Annotated in this window: 16 protein-coding genes; 10 read left to right on the top strand and 6 right to left on the bottom strand. The window is 45.1% G+C overall.

What is annotated here, in order from left to right:
• Positions 1–194 precede the first annotated feature (194 nt).
• The 4 genes from H2C83_RS05660 to H2C83_RS05650 all read left to right on the top strand — a co-directional run bounded on the left by H2C83_RS05660 (position 195) and on the right by H2C83_RS05650 (position 3,411).
• Positions 195–1,091, top strand: coding sequence for a D-glucuronyl C5-epimerase family protein (locus H2C83_RS05660; RefSeq protein ID WP_181738640.1), 897 nt, complete (start codon positions 195–197; stop codon positions 1,089–1,091).
• The gene (locus H2C83_RS18090; protein ID WP_281364100.1) at positions 1,088–1,210 is read left to right on the top strand and encodes a hypothetical protein; all 123 of its coding nucleotides are present in this window, start codon (positions 1,088–1,090) and stop codon (positions 1,208–1,210) included. The genes H2C83_RS05660 and H2C83_RS18090 overlap by 4 nt, the downstream gene beginning before the upstream one ends.
• 509 nt (positions 1,211–1,719) lie before the next feature.
• Complete coding sequence (locus H2C83_RS05655) at positions 1,720–2,484, top strand: M15 family metallopeptidase (RefSeq protein ID WP_181738638.1); 765 nt, start codon at positions 1,720–1,722, stop codon at positions 2,482–2,484.
• Positions 2,485–2,610: 126 nt separating this feature from the next.
• Entirely contained in the window at positions 2,611–3,411 is an 801-nt protein-coding gene (locus tag H2C83_RS05650; RefSeq protein ID WP_220184028.1) for a polysaccharide deacetylase family protein, read from the top strand.
• 57 nt (positions 3,412–3,468) lie between these two features.
• On the opposite strand, the gene H2C83_RS05645 is transcribed toward H2C83_RS05650, so the two are convergent.
• The 4 genes from H2C83_RS05645 to yunB form a co-directional block, all read right to left on the bottom strand.
• Positions 3,469–4,422, bottom strand: a complete 954-nt coding sequence (locus H2C83_RS05645; RefSeq protein WP_181738636.1) for a class I SAM-dependent methyltransferase — start codon at positions 4,420–4,422, stop codon at positions 3,469–3,471.
• 53 nt (positions 4,423–4,475) lie between these two features.
• Positions 4,476–5,222 (bottom strand): ZIP family metal transporter, encoded by a 747-nt coding sequence (locus H2C83_RS05640; RefSeq protein WP_181738634.1) that lies wholly within the window; start codon positions 5,220–5,222, stop codon positions 4,476–4,478.
• Positions 5,223–5,297: 75 nt separating this feature from the next.
• On the bottom strand, positions 5,298–6,215 hold the full coding sequence (locus H2C83_RS05635; RefSeq protein ID WP_181738631.1) for a cation diffusion facilitator family transporter: 918 nt from the start codon (positions 6,213–6,215) through the stop codon (positions 5,298–5,300).
• Positions 6,216–6,314: 99 nt separating this feature from the next.
• Positions 6,315–7,070: a sporulation protein YunB gene (gene yunB, locus H2C83_RS05630; RefSeq protein ID WP_181738629.1), complete on the bottom strand. Its 756-nt coding sequence runs from the start codon at positions 7,068–7,070 to the stop codon at positions 6,315–6,317.
• 124 nt (positions 7,071–7,194) lie between these two features.
• Here yunB and cls point away from each other — a divergent pair, with 124 nt between their 5' ends.
• The 3 genes from cls (at position 7,195) to H2C83_RS05615 (ending at position 11,163) form a co-directional block, all read left to right on the top strand.
• On the top strand, positions 7,195–8,637 hold the full coding sequence (cls, locus tag H2C83_RS05625; RefSeq protein ID WP_181738627.1) for a cardiolipin synthase: 1,443 nt from the start codon (positions 7,195–7,197) through the stop codon (positions 8,635–8,637).
• A 175-nt stretch (positions 8,638–8,812) separates the two neighbouring features.
• Positions 8,813–9,643, top strand: coding sequence for an undecaprenyl-diphosphate phosphatase (locus H2C83_RS05620; protein ID WP_281364103.1), 831 nt, complete (start codon positions 8,813–8,815; stop codon positions 9,641–9,643).
• A 176-nt stretch (positions 9,644–9,819) separates the two neighbouring features.
• On the top strand, positions 9,820–11,163 hold the full coding sequence (locus H2C83_RS05615; protein ID WP_181738625.1) for an alanine/glycine:cation symporter family protein: 1,344 nt from the start codon (positions 9,820–9,822) through the stop codon (positions 11,161–11,163).
• Between the two features lie 50 nt (positions 11,164–11,213).
• On the opposite strand, the gene H2C83_RS05610 is transcribed toward H2C83_RS05615, so the two are convergent.
• Entirely contained in the window at positions 11,214–12,176 is a 963-nt protein-coding gene (locus H2C83_RS05610) for an L-threonine 3-dehydrogenase (protein ID WP_181738623.1), read from the bottom strand.
• 33 nt (positions 12,177–12,209) lie between these two features.
• Positions 12,210–13,400 (bottom strand): glycine C-acetyltransferase, encoded by a 1,191-nt coding sequence (locus tag H2C83_RS05605; protein WP_181738621.1) that lies wholly within the window; start codon positions 13,398–13,400, stop codon positions 12,210–12,212.
• Between the two features lie 263 nt (positions 13,401–13,663).
• Between H2C83_RS05605 and H2C83_RS05600 the strand changes: the two genes are divergently transcribed.
• The 3 genes from H2C83_RS05600 to H2C83_RS05590 all read left to right on the top strand — a co-directional run bounded on the left by H2C83_RS05600 (position 13,664) and on the right by H2C83_RS05590 (position 16,721).
• Entirely contained in the window at positions 13,664–14,206 is a 543-nt protein-coding gene (locus tag H2C83_RS05600) for an SRPBCC family protein (RefSeq protein WP_181738619.1), read from the top strand.
• 145 nt (positions 14,207–14,351) lie between these two features.
• On the top strand, positions 14,352–15,086 hold the full coding sequence (locus tag H2C83_RS05595; RefSeq protein ID WP_181738618.1) for an RIO1 family regulatory kinase/ATPase domain-containing protein: 735 nt from the start codon (positions 14,352–14,354) through the stop codon (positions 15,084–15,086).
• Positions 15,087–15,416: 330 nt separating this feature from the next.
• The gene (locus H2C83_RS05590) at positions 15,417–16,721 is read left to right on the top strand and encodes a hemolysin family protein (RefSeq protein ID WP_312853858.1); all 1,305 of its coding nucleotides are present in this window, start codon (positions 15,417–15,419) and stop codon (positions 16,719–16,721) included.
• Positions 16,722–16,746: the final 25 nt, after the last annotated feature.

Here is a 16,746-nt window from a genome sequence, read left to right as displayed (position 1 = left end):
GGGAACTTAATATTTATAGTATTTTTTTCCTTTTTAGCATTCCTTCACTTCCTGATTATACCAATTTTGTTAACATGTGTAGATAATGATTATTTTTTACGAATAAAACATTGAGTACAACTAAAGGGGGGCATGCCGTTGCGTAGAAAATATTTGCTGTCGATTCCGGGTGTTGTTTTTGTCGCAATTATTTTATGTTTTTTTCAGTACAGGGAGATTCGCTGAGCAAACCGGACAAAGAACCCGTTTCCGTTTCCGTTCCGGAATTGGAAAATGTTCGGATCTATGATTTTGCCATTCGGCTCCTCGAGCCGGATCAGGACTTTTACCGCCTGAACAAACCCGTCCCTCTCATCCCCCGAAAAACCGCCCTGGACGCACAGGGAATCCCCATGTATCAGGAAGGAAAAGGAAAACCGATGTACAATCATCCTGTTCGCCTGGCCCATCACAGCATCAGTTTTTTGAAGAGTTACCATATGGTCAAAGATTTCCAATATGTGAAAGAAGCGGAAAAATACGCGCAACGTCTGATGGACATTGCAGTGGAACCAAACGGAGCCATTTACTTTCCCTACGATTTTGAGGTATATCTGCACAATTTGCCGACCGAACACCTGAAACCCCGCTGGTATTCAGGCATGGCGCGGGGACAGGCTTTATCGGCCTTTGTCCGGTTGTATCAGGAAACAGATGATCCCAAATACCTGCATTGGGTGGACAAGGTGTTTCACAGCTTTTTGCAGAAGAAATCAGACAATCAGCCCATCTGGGTCAATATGGTGGATGACGGATACTACTGGATTGAAGAATATCCCATGGAACAACCAACCAAGGTGCTAAACGGTTTCATCTTTGCAATTTACGGCCTTTATGATTATTATCAGCTGACCGGGAAAGAAGAAGCCAAGGCACTTCTTCAGGCATCGCTCACCACCGTTTATGACCATATCGAAAAGTATCGGAAAAAAGATGATGCCAGTTTGTATGGATTGAAACTGGATCATCAGTCTTTGCATTATCATCTGGTTCATATCGAACAGTTGAAGCGCTGTACCATATTACCGGGGAACATTATTTCCTGGATATGAGCGAGAAGCTTCATCATGACTGGTTTGGCCTGCCAGCCAAGATCAAGCGGCAGGTAAACAAAGTAAAAGCCATCTTTTTAACAGGTGATTCGGCGGCAGTGATTCCGAAAATGGCATGACAGATCTTTTCCGTCATTTCATCGTCCTTTGTCTGTTCCTCAGGATGAAAGGGGAAACAGAATTCTTTTCTTGCGATCGAAAAGAAAAAGGATCAATTTTTTGCTTAAGAGGTCATAAAAGGATGTGCTAAAGACGAATAAAATAAATAGATATAGAAATAGTTCCCCGGATTAATGAGACGACCCCGATTTCAGGGATCGTCATTTTTTATGGGGAAATTCAAACGGCACTTTGGAGATTTGGGCAGAATATATTTTTCAGGAGGAAGGAATCGGCAATATATCTGAAGCCTTCCGTAGATATTTGTTTTGGGAAATCGGATTGACGGTTCGTTGCACAGCAACAAAAATTTACAAATCAGTAAAAAGTATAGGGAAACGGTTGGAATTTTCATGTAGACAGGGTATAACCGTGTTGTTGGGGAATAATTGGCGGAATTATTTATACCATTTGTGGTCTGATGTATGATTAAATATAGATGGTTCCTGTCATATTGGAGGATTGACAGATGAAAAACAAACCTTTTATATATCTTGCCATCCCGGCAGTGATCGGGTCGATGGTTCTGCTGGGAGGCTGCTACAAGGCAGAGCGGCCGGTCGCGGCAAAAGATGTTGAGAAGAAACAGGCGGCAGTTATCCAGGAAAAACCAAAACCTTTGTTGCCAGAAGAAAAGTGGGATATTGATACCCCTTCTTCCCTGACGATTATTGTTAACAAGGACAGGGAACTTCCAGCTGATTATGTTCCTCCGGATCTGGTGAAACCGGATGTCAGCTTCTCCTCTATGGGCTGGTCGGAAAAGAAATTGATGCGCAAGGAGGCGGCAGAGGCTCTGGAAAAGTTATTTCAGGCTGCCGGGAAAGAAGGGGTTAAACTGGTTGCTGTTTCAGGTTACAGGTCCTATGAGCGGCAACAGCAAACATATCAGTCTGCCCTGAAGAGAAAAGGCCAGGCGAGTACGTCAAGATACAATGCCCGTCCCGGACAGAGTGAACACCAGACCGGGCTGGCAATGGATGTGTCCACCCCGAGCGTGGACTGTCAGCTGAATGAATCATTCGGTGAGACCGAAGCCGGCCGCTGGCTGGAAAACCACGCTGCTGAATTTGGCTTTATCATTCGATACGGGAAAGGAAAAGAGGAGGTAACCGGATACAGTTATGAGCCATGGCACATCCGGTATGTAGGAAAAGAGCTGGCCACCATTCTGAAGCAGAAGGGACTGGCCATGGAAGAGTATTTTTCACTGGTGCAGCCAAAAAACCAATAAATTTCCGGTTTTGTTAAAAATTCACATGATCATCAAATTTTTGCCCGATTGTCGGTTGAATTCTACTTATTAAATCGAATAGATTTAAATTATATAAAAAAAGATTTATAGATTAGGAAGTTCATCATGAGATCGTTAACCTATTTATTGGCAATAATTGCTCTGTTAAGCAGTTTTGCCATCGTTCCGAATTTGATGGCCGCCGGTGCAGGGGAGCAGTACAGTGTTCTGAGCGTGACGGCTGCCAATGTGCCTGATCAGATTGTGGAGCGGGTCAAGATCCCGGATTTCTATTACCAAAAAAAACCGGCATCCATTTATTTTCGCGGTGCAAATACAGAGAAAAAAGTTGCGCTGACCTTTGATGACGGCCCTGACGCCAAATATACGGGTCAAATTCTCGATATCCTGAAACGTTACCATGTTCCTGCAACTTTTTTTGTGATAGGAAATCAGGTGCCTTATTATCCCGAAGTGATAAAAAGAATGGTTAATGAAGGCCACATTGTAGCGGGGCATTCCTGGAGCCATCCGAATTTGTCGAAATTGAGCGATGCACAGGTCCGCCAGGAAATCATCAAAACAAATCAAGCGGTAAAAAGTGTGACAGGAAAAAACATGGCCATGATCCGTCCGCCTTACGGGGCGATTAAAGGGAAAGAAAAAGTGATCAACCAGATGGGTATTTCCATTGTTCAGTGGAGTATTGATACCCTGGACTGGAAATCGGGCCGAACCTCTCAACAGGTGGAGCAGACGGTTTTGCAAAATCTGTCCCCCGGAAGCATTATTTTAAAACACAGCGGGGGAGGGAACCGTTCGACCACTGTCCAGGCGCTTCCCGGGATTATAGAGTCATTAAAGCAAAAGGGATACCAATTTGTTACTGTAAATGAATTGCTGGAAATTCCCGCCTATCGGGAGTAAATAATTTCCGGAAAAACCAGTGCCGTCAATATGTATTGTAGGCATTGGTTTTTTGTTTTATTCCGTTTCCCTGAAAAAAGAACGAAAGAAACGAATCTGCGGTTCGGTTGATTTTCTTTTTACACAGGCCAGAGCCGCACGATAAAAGCGATACCTGTTTATGTGCGGTCCGTGCGGATTCATGTATCGTTTCCGAAAAGCCATGGAATCGACATCCTCAATCAATTCCAGGCCATGGGAACTGAGGATCGCCGAAAGTTCTTCCGGAAAGAGTCCAAAAATCCACGGTTCTCCGATTTGGTTGACAAATTGCCGGATGAGCCGCTTTTTTTGGCCTGTCAGCCAGGAGTCAATCGCCTGTTTATGGACATAAGTGAAGAGAAGAAAACTGCCAGGGGCCGTTTCGCCGATAAATTGCAATGTATGTTGGACCGCTTGTTCCGTCAGATATTGCGTCACGCCTTCCCAAATAAAAAAAGCGGGCAGGTTTTTGTCATAGCCGGAGCGAATCAGGGTTTGCTCCAGTTTATCAATATTTAAGTCCGTTCTGACAAAGATCACGTTCCGGGGGAGTCCGGGAAGAAGTTTGTTGAGCCTGGCCAGTTTCAAGTTCAATATGCCGGACTGGTCCACTTCAAATACACGAATCTGCCGGCACTCCGGAATGCGAAAAGCCCGGCAGTCATATCCGGAGCCGAGAATTACCACTTGCTGAATTCCCTTGGAGAGTGCGTGTGTCAAATGATCGTCAATCAGGCGTGTTCGGGCCACACCGGATGCCCTTGCTCCCGGTTCGGTCCGGTCAACCAGCTGGAGTATCAGTTTTCCCAGGATCGGGATGCGGGCCAGACAGGCCAGGAGTTGCAGGTCATAACTTAAAAAATGGATGGCAAAGGGATCTTCAAACAAGCGCCGCTCTTTGGGAAAAGCGTATTCCAGCGCCCGGAACAGGGCGGCAAATTCAGCGGTTTTACTCGCGCGTTGTGTTTTTTTCGCGGCAGTTTGGCTCATCAGCGTCTCTCCCTTGAGTTTTTATAAAAAATCCGGTATGACAGAGGTAATACCTATTGAACATGTGTCAGGGACATGATGATGGAACAGACGATACTGCCAGAACAAAAACCAATCAGCAAATGCCTGACGGACAGGACCTGCCTGGCTTTCATGGCCATATCAAACCAGGCGATGTAAATGAGAAGCGCGATCGACATGCCCATGGACAGGGAGATCATGACTGAAGTTGAAAAATCGGCCATGAATCCCAGAATTGTACCCAAACCCAGAGACAGGGAAAGGAGCAGGGAGAGAAGAACGGTTTTGGCGAAGCGGATTCCCTGGGTGATCAAAATGGAAAAGAGCGCCAAACCTTCGGGGATATGATGGAAGATTAACGCAGTAATCCAGGGAATGGGAAAATAGCCGTCAGCGTTTAACTGAAATCCCAGGGAGATGCCAATAGGAAGATTGTGCAAACTGATCCCGATAAAAAGCAGGGAAACCGATTCGACGGAAAGCCAGTTATAGCGCGGGGCAAAGATGATTAAACGGGACAGGAACCAATGCATTGACCGGATAAACAGAAGACCCAGGATCAAACCGACAAAAATGAAATGGACTGGAAAATGGGCAAACGCTTCCGGAATCAGTTCGAGAATGATCATCCCGAACAGGAGTCCCGATGAAATGGCATAAACCCAGCCAAAAGAAAGGCCGGGTATCTCCCTGAGTCGGGCGGCAATCCATGCACCCAGCAGAAATCCGCCTGATCCAATGAGGGTAATGATTGCTGATTGAACGAACCATTCGGCCATGAAGATGATCTCCTATCTTCTTTGTGTTAGTTTATTCATATGAACAAAAGAAGATAATATGTCCTGTTGCAGGCCTTAATGCAATACATGATTGGACGGGTGCTGAAAATCGGTTGTTTCGATTTGAATGGTGGTGTGGGAAATGGCAAAATGTTTTTCAATCAGCTGGATCGCAGTATGTAAAATTTGCTGGTGATCCGTATCTTTGTGGACCAGTAAATGGCATGACAAGGAATCAAGGCCGGAGGAAATGGTCCAGATATGCAAATCATGCACATTAATGACACCGGGGATCCCCTGCAGTTTTTTCTCCACTTCTTCATGGTTGATCGTAACGGGTGTGCCTTCCATCAATATATGAAATGAATGGGTGATTACACCCCAGGCATTTTTCAGAATAATGAGTGCGACAACGATACTGACCACAGGATCAACAATGTTCCAGGAAAAAAGGGAGATGAGCAGTCCGGCAACAATGGCGCCAAGGGAACCCAGGGCATCTCCCAGTACGTGGAGATAGGCACTGCGCAGATTCAGGTTGTCTTTGGTATCCCCCTTGTGAAGAAGCACCCAGGCGCTTGATAAATTGGCCAACAGTCCTGTGACTGCAATCAGCATCATCATGTTTCCCTTTACCACTGCAGGATTCAGAAAACGCTCCACGGCTTCCCACACGATAAAGCCGGCGATGACAAATAGTGTAATGCCGTTAAACAGTGCGGCGAGAATCTCAAAACGGTAATAGCCGTAAGTTTTGCTGGAAGACGGAGGGCGAGCGGCAAACCAAAAGGCGATCAGGCTGAGAGCCAGAGAAGCGACATCACTCAGCATGTGCCCAGCATCGGATAAAAGAGCCAGGCTTCGTGTCATGATCCCGCCTGCAAATTCCAGTATCATGATTCCTGCTGTAATAATCAGGGCGATGGCAAGGCTTTGGCGATTACTGGTTCGTTGATGGTTGTGCATATGGCTGTGATGGTGGTCAGAGTGCATAGTCAGCCTCCTTCTTTATGAAAATGCTGCACAGGCCGGCGGATTTCAAACAGGTACTTGCTCACTATTATAACAGGCAAAAACATTTTTTTGGATTGTTTATTCTGGAGATTCAGGGGGATTCCGGGATTCCAGCCAAAACGGATAAAAGTTGGGGACTTCTCCAACGATAACTTGCCGGGCAACCGGCTGATTGAATTTTAGGGTATAATGTTCATCAGTCAAAGGTAACAGGGAGCGCATTTTGATTTCGGCTTCCAGGTTTACCGTAATCATTGTTGTGTTAATTCCCTTGCCTTCTATGCTGGAAGAAAAGGTAACATGTGGTGTCCCTTCTACCCAGATCTGGATGGGAATTTCGGGGCCGACATCGGCAAAGATATTGCTTTGCATGATTTCCCCCAATGTAATGTGGATTTCCCGATTTTCTTCCTTGTTCAGTTCTTTCAGGATTCTCTCCGTAACCACCTGATATGCCTTGGATTCCAACTGGCTGTTAAAACTGACACCGACAATGCGGTCCTGCTTGTCAACTTGCAGGGTGGCAACAGGTTTCACTTTTTTTTGCATTTCTTCAATTCCCTTCAGAAAAGCTTTTTGTGCGGTTTTTCTTGCTTCTTCTTCAGCCAGGACAACGATGGCGGGACGCAACTGGTGGGTGATGACCGAATAACCCAGGTAACACAGAAACAGAGTGGCGATGAGAAAGATGACCAGAACCAGCGATGATGTCCGAAATAACGGATGGGGAAACCGAAAAGACGGTTGCCTGTGAACCGGTCTTCTTCCCGGTTTTTTAAAGCGCCTTTTTGACCATATATAAAGCCGCTTGCCAAGACGAGGGCGGAAAGACATTGTGTTTTCCCTCCTTTCAATAAGATATATGGCTTGTTTTTGCCGATTATGAAAAACTATCAGCCAGCTCGTGAGTTTGGATTCAGTTGCAATTGTCAGAAGAAAATTGGGGGAGGCGGGAAATATGGATGTTTTTCTATTATCGTTGCTAACCATGGTGAACATTCTGCTGGCGATCGTGATTATCTTTTTGGAACGGCGCAATGTAGCCGCAACGTGGGCGTGGATTTTGATCCTGCTATTCTTGCCGGTGGTTGGCTTTATACTCTATATCATATTTGGCCAAAACCTGAGTAAACGGAAAATCTTCAGGTTTAGCGCTGAACATACCAATGAGTATGCTGTGAAAATAACACAGCAAACCCGGGCGTTGGAGGAGCATCGGTTCCGTTTCCGCGATCCGGCCATAATTCCGTACCAGTCGATTATTTATATGAATCTGGTAAGCGGAAATGGGCTTTTTACTCAGGATAATGAAGTGGACATTTTTACCGACGGGCATGCCAAATTTGAAGCGTTGATCGAGGATATCAATCACGCCAAAGACCATATTCATCTGCTTTATTTCATCATCAAAAATGACCGGATCGGCAACCGGATTTTGCATGCCTTGGCACAGAAAGCCAAAGAAGGTGTCAAAGTCCGTGTCCTTTATGACGATATGGGCTCTTCCAGACTGCCGTCCCGTTTTTTTAAGCCGTTGATCGAGGCGGGAGGAGAAGTGGCTGTATTTTTTCCTTCAAAATTTATTCCTTACTTGAATTTTCGGGTGAATTACCGGAATCACCGGAAACTGGTGGTGATTGACGGGAAAATCGGTTACATTGGCGGATTTAATATCGGGGATGAATATTTGGGATTAAACCCGAAATTGGGCTATTGGCGGGATACTCATCTCCGGTTGCAGGGAAGTTCTGTTGACGCCTTGCAGACCCGTTTCTTTCTGGACTGGAACAATGCTTCGCTAAAACCGCTCAATTTTGAAAGGCGCTATTTTCCCATCAAGGTGCCCAAAGGCAAATCGGCCCTGCAAATCGTGTCCAGTGGTCCGGATTCCGAGTGGGAACAGATCAAAAACGGGATGATCAAGATGATTTATTCGGCCAGGGAACGGATTGATATCCAGACCCCGTATTTTGTCCCGGATGACAGCCTGATGCATGCTTTGAAAATCGCTGCCTTGTCTGGTGTGGAAATCCGGATCATGATTCCCAACAAACCGGATCACATGTTTGTTTATTGGGCGACTTACGCCTATATAGGCGAATTGCTGAAGGTTGGAGTACGTTGTTTCATCTATGAACATGGCTTCATTCATGCTAAAATGATGGTTGTCGACGGCAAAATTGCCTCGGTGGGAACCGCCAATTTTGATGTGCGCAGTTTTAAACTGAATTTTGAGGTGAATGCGTTCATCTTTGACGTGGTGCTGGCAAGACGGTTGCAAACAATTTTTGAAAAGGATTTGCGCGATTCGAAGGAAATGACCAACGAGATGTACAATCAGCGTTCTTACTGGATCCGGTTTAAGGAATCCATCTCTCGCCTGCTTTCTCCCATTTTGTAAAAACCGTTCCAAATGAACAATTAAAAAATCTGTTGCACTTTTCATTGTCATGATTAAAAAAAATATGAGATTATAGGAGTTGATTTTCTTATTCATCTTAGGTTGTGACGGATCTCCTGGAGATGATTGGCCAACAGGTAATCACAGCAAAGTTTGAAGGAAAAAGGTGAGCGTATTGAACTTGTGGGAAATTTTTGTTGGGATCATATTGGGGATGGTTGAAGGTTTGACAGAATTTGCTCCTGTTTCTTCCACGGGACATATGATCCTGGTAGACGATATGTTTTTTCATACCAGAGACATTTTTACCGAACCGGTTGCCAATACGTTTAAGGTTTGCATTCAACTGGGTTCCATTTTGGCAGTGGTCATTGTCTTTAAAGACCGGATCCTGAATTTGCTTGGTCTGAAGAAGGAAATCAATGAAGAACAGGCACAGGGGCAGCGGCTGAAATTGACCCAGGTTATTGTCGGGTTGCTGCCTGCCGCTGTACTGGGTTTCCTGTTTGAAGATTATATTGACAAGGAACTTTTTGGCACTCCAACGGTCCTGATCGGTCTGGTCGGGGGAGCTCTTCTGATGATTGCCGCCGACTGGTTTCGGCCGGCACGCCCCAAAGTGCAGACACTTGACCAAATCACCTATAAACATGCATTGATCGTTGGACTGTTTCAGTGCATTGCCTTGTGGCCCGGTTTTTCCCGTTCGGGCTCAACCATTTCCGGCGGGGTTCTGGTCGGGCTGAATCACCGCACCGCTTCCGATTTCACCTTTATCATGGCGGTTCCCATCATGGCGGGGGCCAGCAGCCTGTCGCTCATTAAAAACTGGGAGTATTTTACGCTGGACGCCCTTCCGTTTTTTATTGCCGGTTTTATCAGTGCTTTTTTATTTGCATTGTTTTCTATTCGCTACTTTTTGAAGTTAATTAACAAGGTGAAGTTAGTGCCTTTTGCGATTTATCGGATTGTGTTGGCGATCGTAATCTATTTCCTTGCATTCTGAGTTATGGAAAAGGCTGCCTTTCGGGCAGCTTTTTTTTAATAAACAAAAGGTTTCATCAGTCCTCGAAAATAAATTGAAAAACGATAAAAACCATGCTATCCTTTTCAGAAGAAATAAAAAAGGATGAATTTACAAGAGATTTATAATGATAAAACATGCTAAAAGGAGCTGGACTGATGGAGTCATTTACCGGAATATTGGATGAAGTCAGTAACTTCGTTTGGGGACCGCCTTTGTTGATTTTGCTGGTCGGTACGGGAATCTATTTATCTTTCCGTTTGTCCTTTTTGCAATTTTCCCAACTGCCGCTTGCTTTAAAAACGGCTTTTTCCCGGAGGCAGGACAAACAATCAACCGGGGATATCTCTCATTTCCAGTCACTCATGACAGCACTGGCTGCAACCATTGGAACCGGAAATATTGCCGGTGTCGCAACGGCAGTGGTGGCAGGCGGGCCCGGAGCGATCTTCTGGATGTGGGTGACGGCCATTTTCGGAATGGCCACCAAATATGCAGAGGCCATTTTGGCCGTAAAGTACCGTGTTGCAGGCAAGCGGGGGGAAATGGCAGGCGGCCCCATGTATTATATTGAGCGGGGACTGGGATGGAAATGGCTCGCCGTGTTATTTGCCCTTTTTGGTTCAATTGCGGCATTTGGCATTGGCAGCATGGTGCAATCCAACTCGGTGGCAGCATCGATTGAGTCAAGTTTTGCCATCAATCCCTGGATCACGGGGATCGTCCTGACGGGGATTACCGGGATCGTAATCATTGGGGGAATCAAGTCAATTGGACGGGCAGCCGGTTATCTGGTTCCGTTTATGTCCATCCTGTATGTTGCGGGTGGATTGATTATTATTTTGCTGAATATTGAAAAACTCCCTTCAGCCATCGGCCTCATTTTTACCGATGCTTTTACCGGACAGGCCATAGCCGGTGGGGCAATCGGTACTGTTATTCGTTACGGGGTAGCCCGGGGAGTCTTTTCCAATGAAGCAGGCATGGGTTCCGCGCCGATTGCCGCCGCTGCAGCCATTACCGATCATCCGGGACGGCAGGCATTGGTTTCGATGACCGGTACATTTCTTGACACCATCATTGTTTGCTCGATTACGGGGATCACCCTGCTCATGGGCGGATTTTATATGGACGGTGATTTGACCGGTGCCGCCTTGACAACACAAACCTTTAACAGCCTGTTGCCGGGCCCGGGTGGATGGATTGTCACTTTTGGGCTGATTCTGTTTGCCTATTCAACAGTACTTGGCTGGTCTTATTACGGAGAGAAGTGTTTTGAGTATCTGTTCGGATCACAGGCCATTCCCGGTTACCGGATCGTGTTTACCCTGTCTGTATTTATAGGTTCGGGACTTGATTTGACAGCAGTCTGGTCGATTGCCGACATTTTTAACGGTCTGATGGCCGTTCCCAACCTGATTGGACTGATCGGATTATCCGGAGTGGTGGTTGCGGAATCAAAAGCATTTGCAAACATCATTCAAAATGAAAAAAGGGATTGAAAAAGAAGGCCGTTTCCCTGGAATAAGGGAAACGGCTGTTGCAGTCTTTTTTATGCACGGGAAGTTGTTAATTTTTCCTGCAGTTTTTTGAGCATGTCTTCCGTCATTTTGTCGAGATCATACTCGGCGTGGAATCCCCATTCTTCTTTGGCTGCAGTGGGGTCAATGGAGTTTGGCCAGCTGTCGGCAATGGCCTGTCTTGCCGGGTCAACCTGATAATCAAGTTTGAAATCCGGAATGTGTTTCCGAATGGAAGCGGCGATTTCTTCCGGCTCGAAACTCATGGCCGTAATATTGAAAGCATTGCGGTGTTTCAGCCGGCTGGCGTTTGCTTCCATCAGTGTAATGATGGCATTCAGGGCATCAGGCATATACATCATATCCATATAGGTTCCTGCTGCGATATAGGAGGTATAGGAACCTTTTTTAATGGCTTCATAGTAAATTTCGACAGCGTAATCTGTGGTTCCGCCGCCCGGAGGTGTGACATAGGAGATCAGTCCCGGGAAGCGTACGCCGCGGGTGTCCACGCCAAATTTGTGGTAGTAGTAATCACACAGCAGTTCGCCGGATACCTTGTTTACCCCGTACATGGTTGTCGGGCGTTGAATGGTATCCTGTGGAGTATTGTCTTTGGGAGTAGTTGGACCAAAGGCTCCGATAGAACTTGGCGTAAAGAACTGGCATTTTTGTTCTCTGGCAACTTCCAGGGCGTTAATGAGACCGCCCATGTTCAAATCCCACGCCATCAGCGGCTTGTTTTCAGCAGTGGCGGAAAGAAGAGCAGCCAGGTGAATAATGGTATCCACTTCATAGGTTTTTGCAATGTCAGCCATTAACAGCGGATCAGTAACGTCCAGGATTTCAAAAGGACCGGAGTCAACAACCGGGTTGTTTTCCAGTTTGCGGATGTCAGTGGCAACCACATTGCTGTCTCCATAGATTTCACGAAGTTTCATGACCAATTCCGAACCAATTTGTCCCAAAGCACCGGTTACCAGTATTTTTTTCATGATTGAATCCCTCCTGTTGGTCGTTTGTGATACTTAGATAACTCCCATTTCCTTGCCAACTTTCTCATAAATGGAGATTACGCGGTCAAGCATTTCTTTCGTATGAGCCGCTGTTGGCATGTTCCGGACACGGCCGGTTCCTCTCGGTACCGTCGGGAAAACGATTGATTTTGCATAAACGCCTTCTTCATTCAAGCGCTTACTAAATTCCTGAGTTTTTACCTCATCGCCAATAATACACGGGGTGATCGGTGTTTCACTTTGACCAATGTCAAATCCAAGGTCTTTGAGGCTTTTTTTCAGATAGCGGCCATTTTCCCAAAGCTTGTCCTGCAATTCCGTACTGTTCATCAGAATAGAAACCGCTTTCAAACAAGCGGCAGTGTCAGCAGGAGACAGGGCTGTAGAGAACAGAAACGGACGAGCCCGGACTTTAAGCCAGTCAATCAGGTCTTTTTTGCCGGCTACATACCCGCCCAGAACACCGATTGCTTTTGACAGGGTTCCCATTTGGAAATCAACCTGATCAGATAGACCGAAATGTTTAACCGTTCCGGCACCTTTTCCGAGTACACCGGACCCATGTGCATCATCCACATAAGTAATCAGATCGTATTCCTTGGCAATCTCCACAATTTCCGGCAATTTGGCAATGTCTCCATCCATGGAGAATACCCCGTCAGTAATGACCATGATTTTTTTGTACTGGCCGGATTCTTTTGCTTCTTTTGCCTTGGCCCGCAAATCATCCATATCGGAGTGGTTGAAACGGATGATTTTTGCTCTGGAAAGGCGGCATCCGTCAATGATCGATGCATGGTTCAATTCATCTGACAGGATGGCATCGTTTTTATCCATGACTGCCGAAATGGCACCCATGTTACAGTTAAAGCCGGATTGAAAAGCAATTGCAGCTTCGGTATTTTTAAATTCAGCAAGCTTTTCTTCTAATTTCACATGCAAATTCAATGTACCGTTGATCGTACGGACGGCACCGGCACCAACACCGTATTCTTGTACAGCTTCAATGGCTACCTCTTTGAGACGTTCGTCTGTGGCCAGTCCCAAATAGTTGTTGGATGACAGGTTAATTAATTCGCGCCCGCTGATTTCGATGATGGGACCATTGGCACTGTCCAGCGGGTCAATCACATTATAGAGTCCCCGGTTTTTTAGATCTTGCAGGTTTTCCTGTAAATATTGATCTAAAGTTTTGCTGGGCATTTAAAAAAATCCTCCTTTAAAAATTGTTTTTCCACACCCTAAAAACAACTGTCTTTGTAGAGTGGACATGTCAAAGCTGGATAAATGCCTTATTAAACAATGTCTTTCAATAATAATTTACCACATAAACTTAAAAATGTTTACTTGAGGTGAACAAGATTTTTTTTAAACAATTTGTTGCTGTTGCGAAAAGGTGCTTATACGCCGACCCCAGAAATTCTAGTAAAATAAAGAGTGACATCAGTTATAAAAAGTCACACATCATGAAACAAACGAACCAAAAGATCAAAGTTGAACATGTGTCAATTTTTGCCATTCAGGCACCGCCAGAATTTTGCTTTTCCAAGTTGTCCGATGAGAAAATTCGCCGACGGGCTCAAGACGTATTGGCCATTCAAATGGAGCCGGAGGCAGGCGGTTGTTTTGTCATTTCCTATCAAGAACCGACCGGAATTGAAACCGTTCAGATGGAAATTACGGAATATTCCCCTCCATCGGTATTGAAACTGACCGCTTGTTCGACAGAAGAACATATGACCTATACTTACTGTTTGAAACGGATGTCATCCGGGACAAGATTAACGATCGAAATGCAGTTTTACATAGACAGAAACGGGTTAAATGTTATCATTTATTCATTTTTCAAGAAGAAAATGGGCCGAAAATGGAATGATTACTGGCGGCGATTGGCCCTGGAAATGGAAAAGGAATTTCGCCAATGGCGTTTTGCTTGTCAGGGGATGACATATCGATGTGCCAACCCCTTTTTCATGAATAATCGTCAGCGTTCCTATTTTGTTCGATGATTGTTCACATTATGCGCGGAAAAAAAGTTTATCAATGGAAAATCTTGAGGTATATACAGATAATAAAACCTGCTATTCTCTGTTTTCGGGACATAAAGATGATAATATATAGGTGAAGCAATCAAAGCCCAAGGGGGAATATTGAGTGAAACATCCTTTTGCAAGGGATCAGGAAGCAATACAACATTTGTCCATGCTGGTGGAAAGCGGAAAGATGACGGAAAGTTATCCTCTGCTTGGCGAGGGATTAAGCGGAAAAGTTTTTGATTTTGAAGGGTATGCCGTTAAAGTATTTAAAGAAGATTACAGCGAGAATGACGATTATAAAATTTTGCGTTATTTAAACGGGCACCCGGCATTTCCGGAATTTCACTACATAGACGGGAATCACCATTGGATGGTCGTGGACAAAGTCAACGGATACACATTGGGGCAAGTGGTGAAGTCCGGGGAAAAACTGCGCAGCGACATGTACGATAAAATTGAGGAAATTGTGGAAGATTGTTATAACGAAGGAATTGTTCCAGCAGACCTTCATTTGAACAATATCATGATTGACCGGGAAAATCAGATTCGTGTTATTGATACGGGACGGTTCTTCTTTACAAATGAGAAGGAAGCCTATCGCTCACAAATTGAAGAAGATCTGGATTGCCTGCAATACCATTGCGGTTTGTTCAGCTTCTTTTCTTCATCCAGCCGGAAATATCATCGCCGCCGCAAATATTCCAGCTCTTATCCACGGCGCCGGAGATATTCCAGTTCATATCCGCGCCGGCGCCGGTATTCTTCATCTGATTACCGTCGTTCTTACTCGTCATCGGATCGCCGTTATCGTCGGCACAAACATCGCAAATATTTTTCCTTTTCCAGCTCCTGATCAACTGGAATTACTCAGAACAACCACTTCTGAACAGTTACAGAAGTGGTTGTTCTGGTCTTGAAGCAAAAAGAAACGATCACATTGAAAAACGCCATGACAGCAGCCGGAAGTTTATTCCAGGTGAAATTGTGTATGAGGCTTGCCTGAAAGCGAACTTTTTTGTAATCAATAGTTGTAATCAAATGTAATCAAACAAAGTCCAAGTATACTGAAATATAATTACTCTCCTTTTCAGATTTGGGTAAGGTATAATATTATTGGTGGAGTCTGTATACAATCGAATATTTCTGGTGTCTTATTTATAGGGGGAAATAAGATTTGGACGAAGTGATAAGCGGTATATGGAATTTGTTTTTAATAGCTTTCCTTGTGCTGATGAACGGCTTCTTTGTAGCAGCTGAATTTGCCATTGTCAAGGTAAGATCGACACAGATCGCCAGTTTGCAGGGACATCGTGCGCAAGTTGCAAAAAAAGTGCTGGCCAATCTGGATGCTTTCCTGTCTGCCACGCAATTGGGGATTACCCTGGCTTCACTGGGATTGGGATGGATTGGAGAACCTGCCATCGCCAGGATGCTTGGGCCATTGCTCTCCTATCTGGGTCTTCCCTCATGGGCAATCCATACAATTTCCTTTGTCATTGCCTTTTCCATTATTACCTTTCTGCATATCGTATTGGGTGAAATGGCACCCAAGTCATTGGCGATCCGTCAAGCGGAAAAAACGGCATTGTGGACCGCTACACCACTGAGTTGGTTTTATAACTTATTCAAACCGTTTATTTTTATACTGAATGGTTCCGCCAATCTGGCGTTAAAAGCGTTGGGAGTAAAATTTGAAGACGTTCAGCAGCAGGCGCATACTGAAGAGGAAATCAGGATGTTGATCAATCAGAGCCATAAAAGCGGGGTGATTGACCAGACAGAACTGACCCTGTTTGACAATGTGTTTGATTTTACGGACCGGGTGGCCAGGGAAGTAATGGTTCCACGCGTAAAAATGGTTTGCCTGTTCCAGGACAATACTTTTGAGCAAAATTTCCAAATTGTAAAAGAAGCACATCATACACGCTTTCCTCTTTGCGGGAAGGATAAGGATGATATAAAAGGGATTGTTCATATCCGTGATATATATAATTGCATTGCTGAAGGGAAAAAACCTGATTTTATCGAATTGGCCCGTCCGGTTGTGGTAGTGCCGGAAACGATGGAACTGAAAGACATTTTTCGGAACCTGCAGAAAAATCGGGTTGAAATGGCGATTGTCGTCGATGAATACGGGGGAACATCCGGACTCTTGACGACCGAAGATATAATTGAAGAGATTTTCGGAGAGATTCAGGATGAATTTGATGATGAACTGCCTTTGATCCAAAAGCAGGGAGGAGATACGGTCATCGATTCCGGCCTGTTGATTGAGGATGTAAACGAGCATTTCAAAATCACGATTGAGGACCCGGACAATGATACCATTGGCGGATGGCTCTTTTCAGAATTGGACAAGGTGCCAAAAGAAGGGGATCAGGTTGTTTTTAACGGTTGGGTTTTTACCGTCATGGAAATGGATCAGTTACGCATATCAAGAATTCTGGTTTCCCCACAAAAGCCGGAACATGGGAAAACTTCCGAATAAGGCATGGAAAAAGGGCTTGACGTAT

The organism is Thermoactinomyces mirandus, assembly GCF_013868055.1.
Classification (GTDB): Bacteria; Bacillota; Bacilli; order Thermoactinomycetales; family Thermoactinomycetaceae; genus Thermoactinomyces; species Thermoactinomyces mirandus.
Note: the sequence above shows the minus strand (reverse complement) of the source record. Positions and strands in the feature narration are given on the sequence as shown.

What these genes read in the sequence shown, in the direction of transcription:
- H2C83_RS05605 (WP_181738621.1), bottom strand. Translation starts at nt 13,400, where the DNA reads ATGCCCAGCAAAACTTTAGATCAATATTTACAGGAAAACCTGCAAGAT.
- H2C83_RS05660 (WP_181738640.1), top strand. Translation starts at nt 195, where the DNA reads ATGTTTTTTTCAGTACAGGGAGATTCGCTGAGCAAACCGGACAAAGAA.
- H2C83_RS05610 (WP_181738623.1), bottom strand. Translation starts at nt 12,176, where the DNA reads ATGAAAAAAATACTGGTAACCGGTGCTTTGGGACAAATTGGTTCGGAA.
- H2C83_RS05650 (WP_220184028.1), top strand. Translation starts at nt 2,611, where the DNA reads ATGAGATCGTTAACCTATTTATTGGCAATAATTGCTCTGTTAAGCAGT.
- yunB (WP_181738629.1), bottom strand. Translation starts at nt 7,070, where the DNA reads ATGTCTTTCCGCCCTCGTCTTGGCAAGCGGCTTTATATATGGTCAAAA.
- cls (WP_181738627.1), top strand. Translation starts at nt 7,195, where the DNA reads ATGGATGTTTTTCTATTATCGTTGCTAACCATGGTGAACATTCTGCTG.
- H2C83_RS05635 (WP_181738631.1), bottom strand. Translation starts at nt 6,215, where the DNA reads ATGCACTCTGACCACCATCACAGCCATATGCACAACCATCAACGAACC.
- H2C83_RS18090 (WP_281364100.1), top strand. Translation starts at nt 1,088, where the DNA reads ATGAGCGAGAAGCTTCATCATGACTGGTTTGGCCTGCCAGCCAAGATC.
- H2C83_RS05640 (WP_181738634.1), bottom strand. Translation starts at nt 5,222, where the DNA reads ATGGCCGAATGGTTCGTTCAATCAGCAATCATTACCCTCATTGGATCA.
- H2C83_RS05600 (WP_181738619.1), top strand. Translation starts at nt 13,664, where the DNA reads ATGAAACAAACGAACCAAAAGATCAAAGTTGAACATGTGTCAATTTTT.
- H2C83_RS05645 (WP_181738636.1), bottom strand. Translation starts at nt 4,422, where the DNA reads ATGAGCCAAACTGCCGCGAAAAAAACACAACGCGCGAGTAAAACCGCT.
- H2C83_RS05655 (WP_181738638.1), top strand. Translation starts at nt 1,720, where the DNA reads ATGAAAAACAAACCTTTTATATATCTTGCCATCCCGGCAGTGATCGGG.
- H2C83_RS05615 (WP_181738625.1), top strand. Translation starts at nt 9,820, where the DNA reads ATGGAGTCATTTACCGGAATATTGGATGAAGTCAGTAACTTCGTTTGG.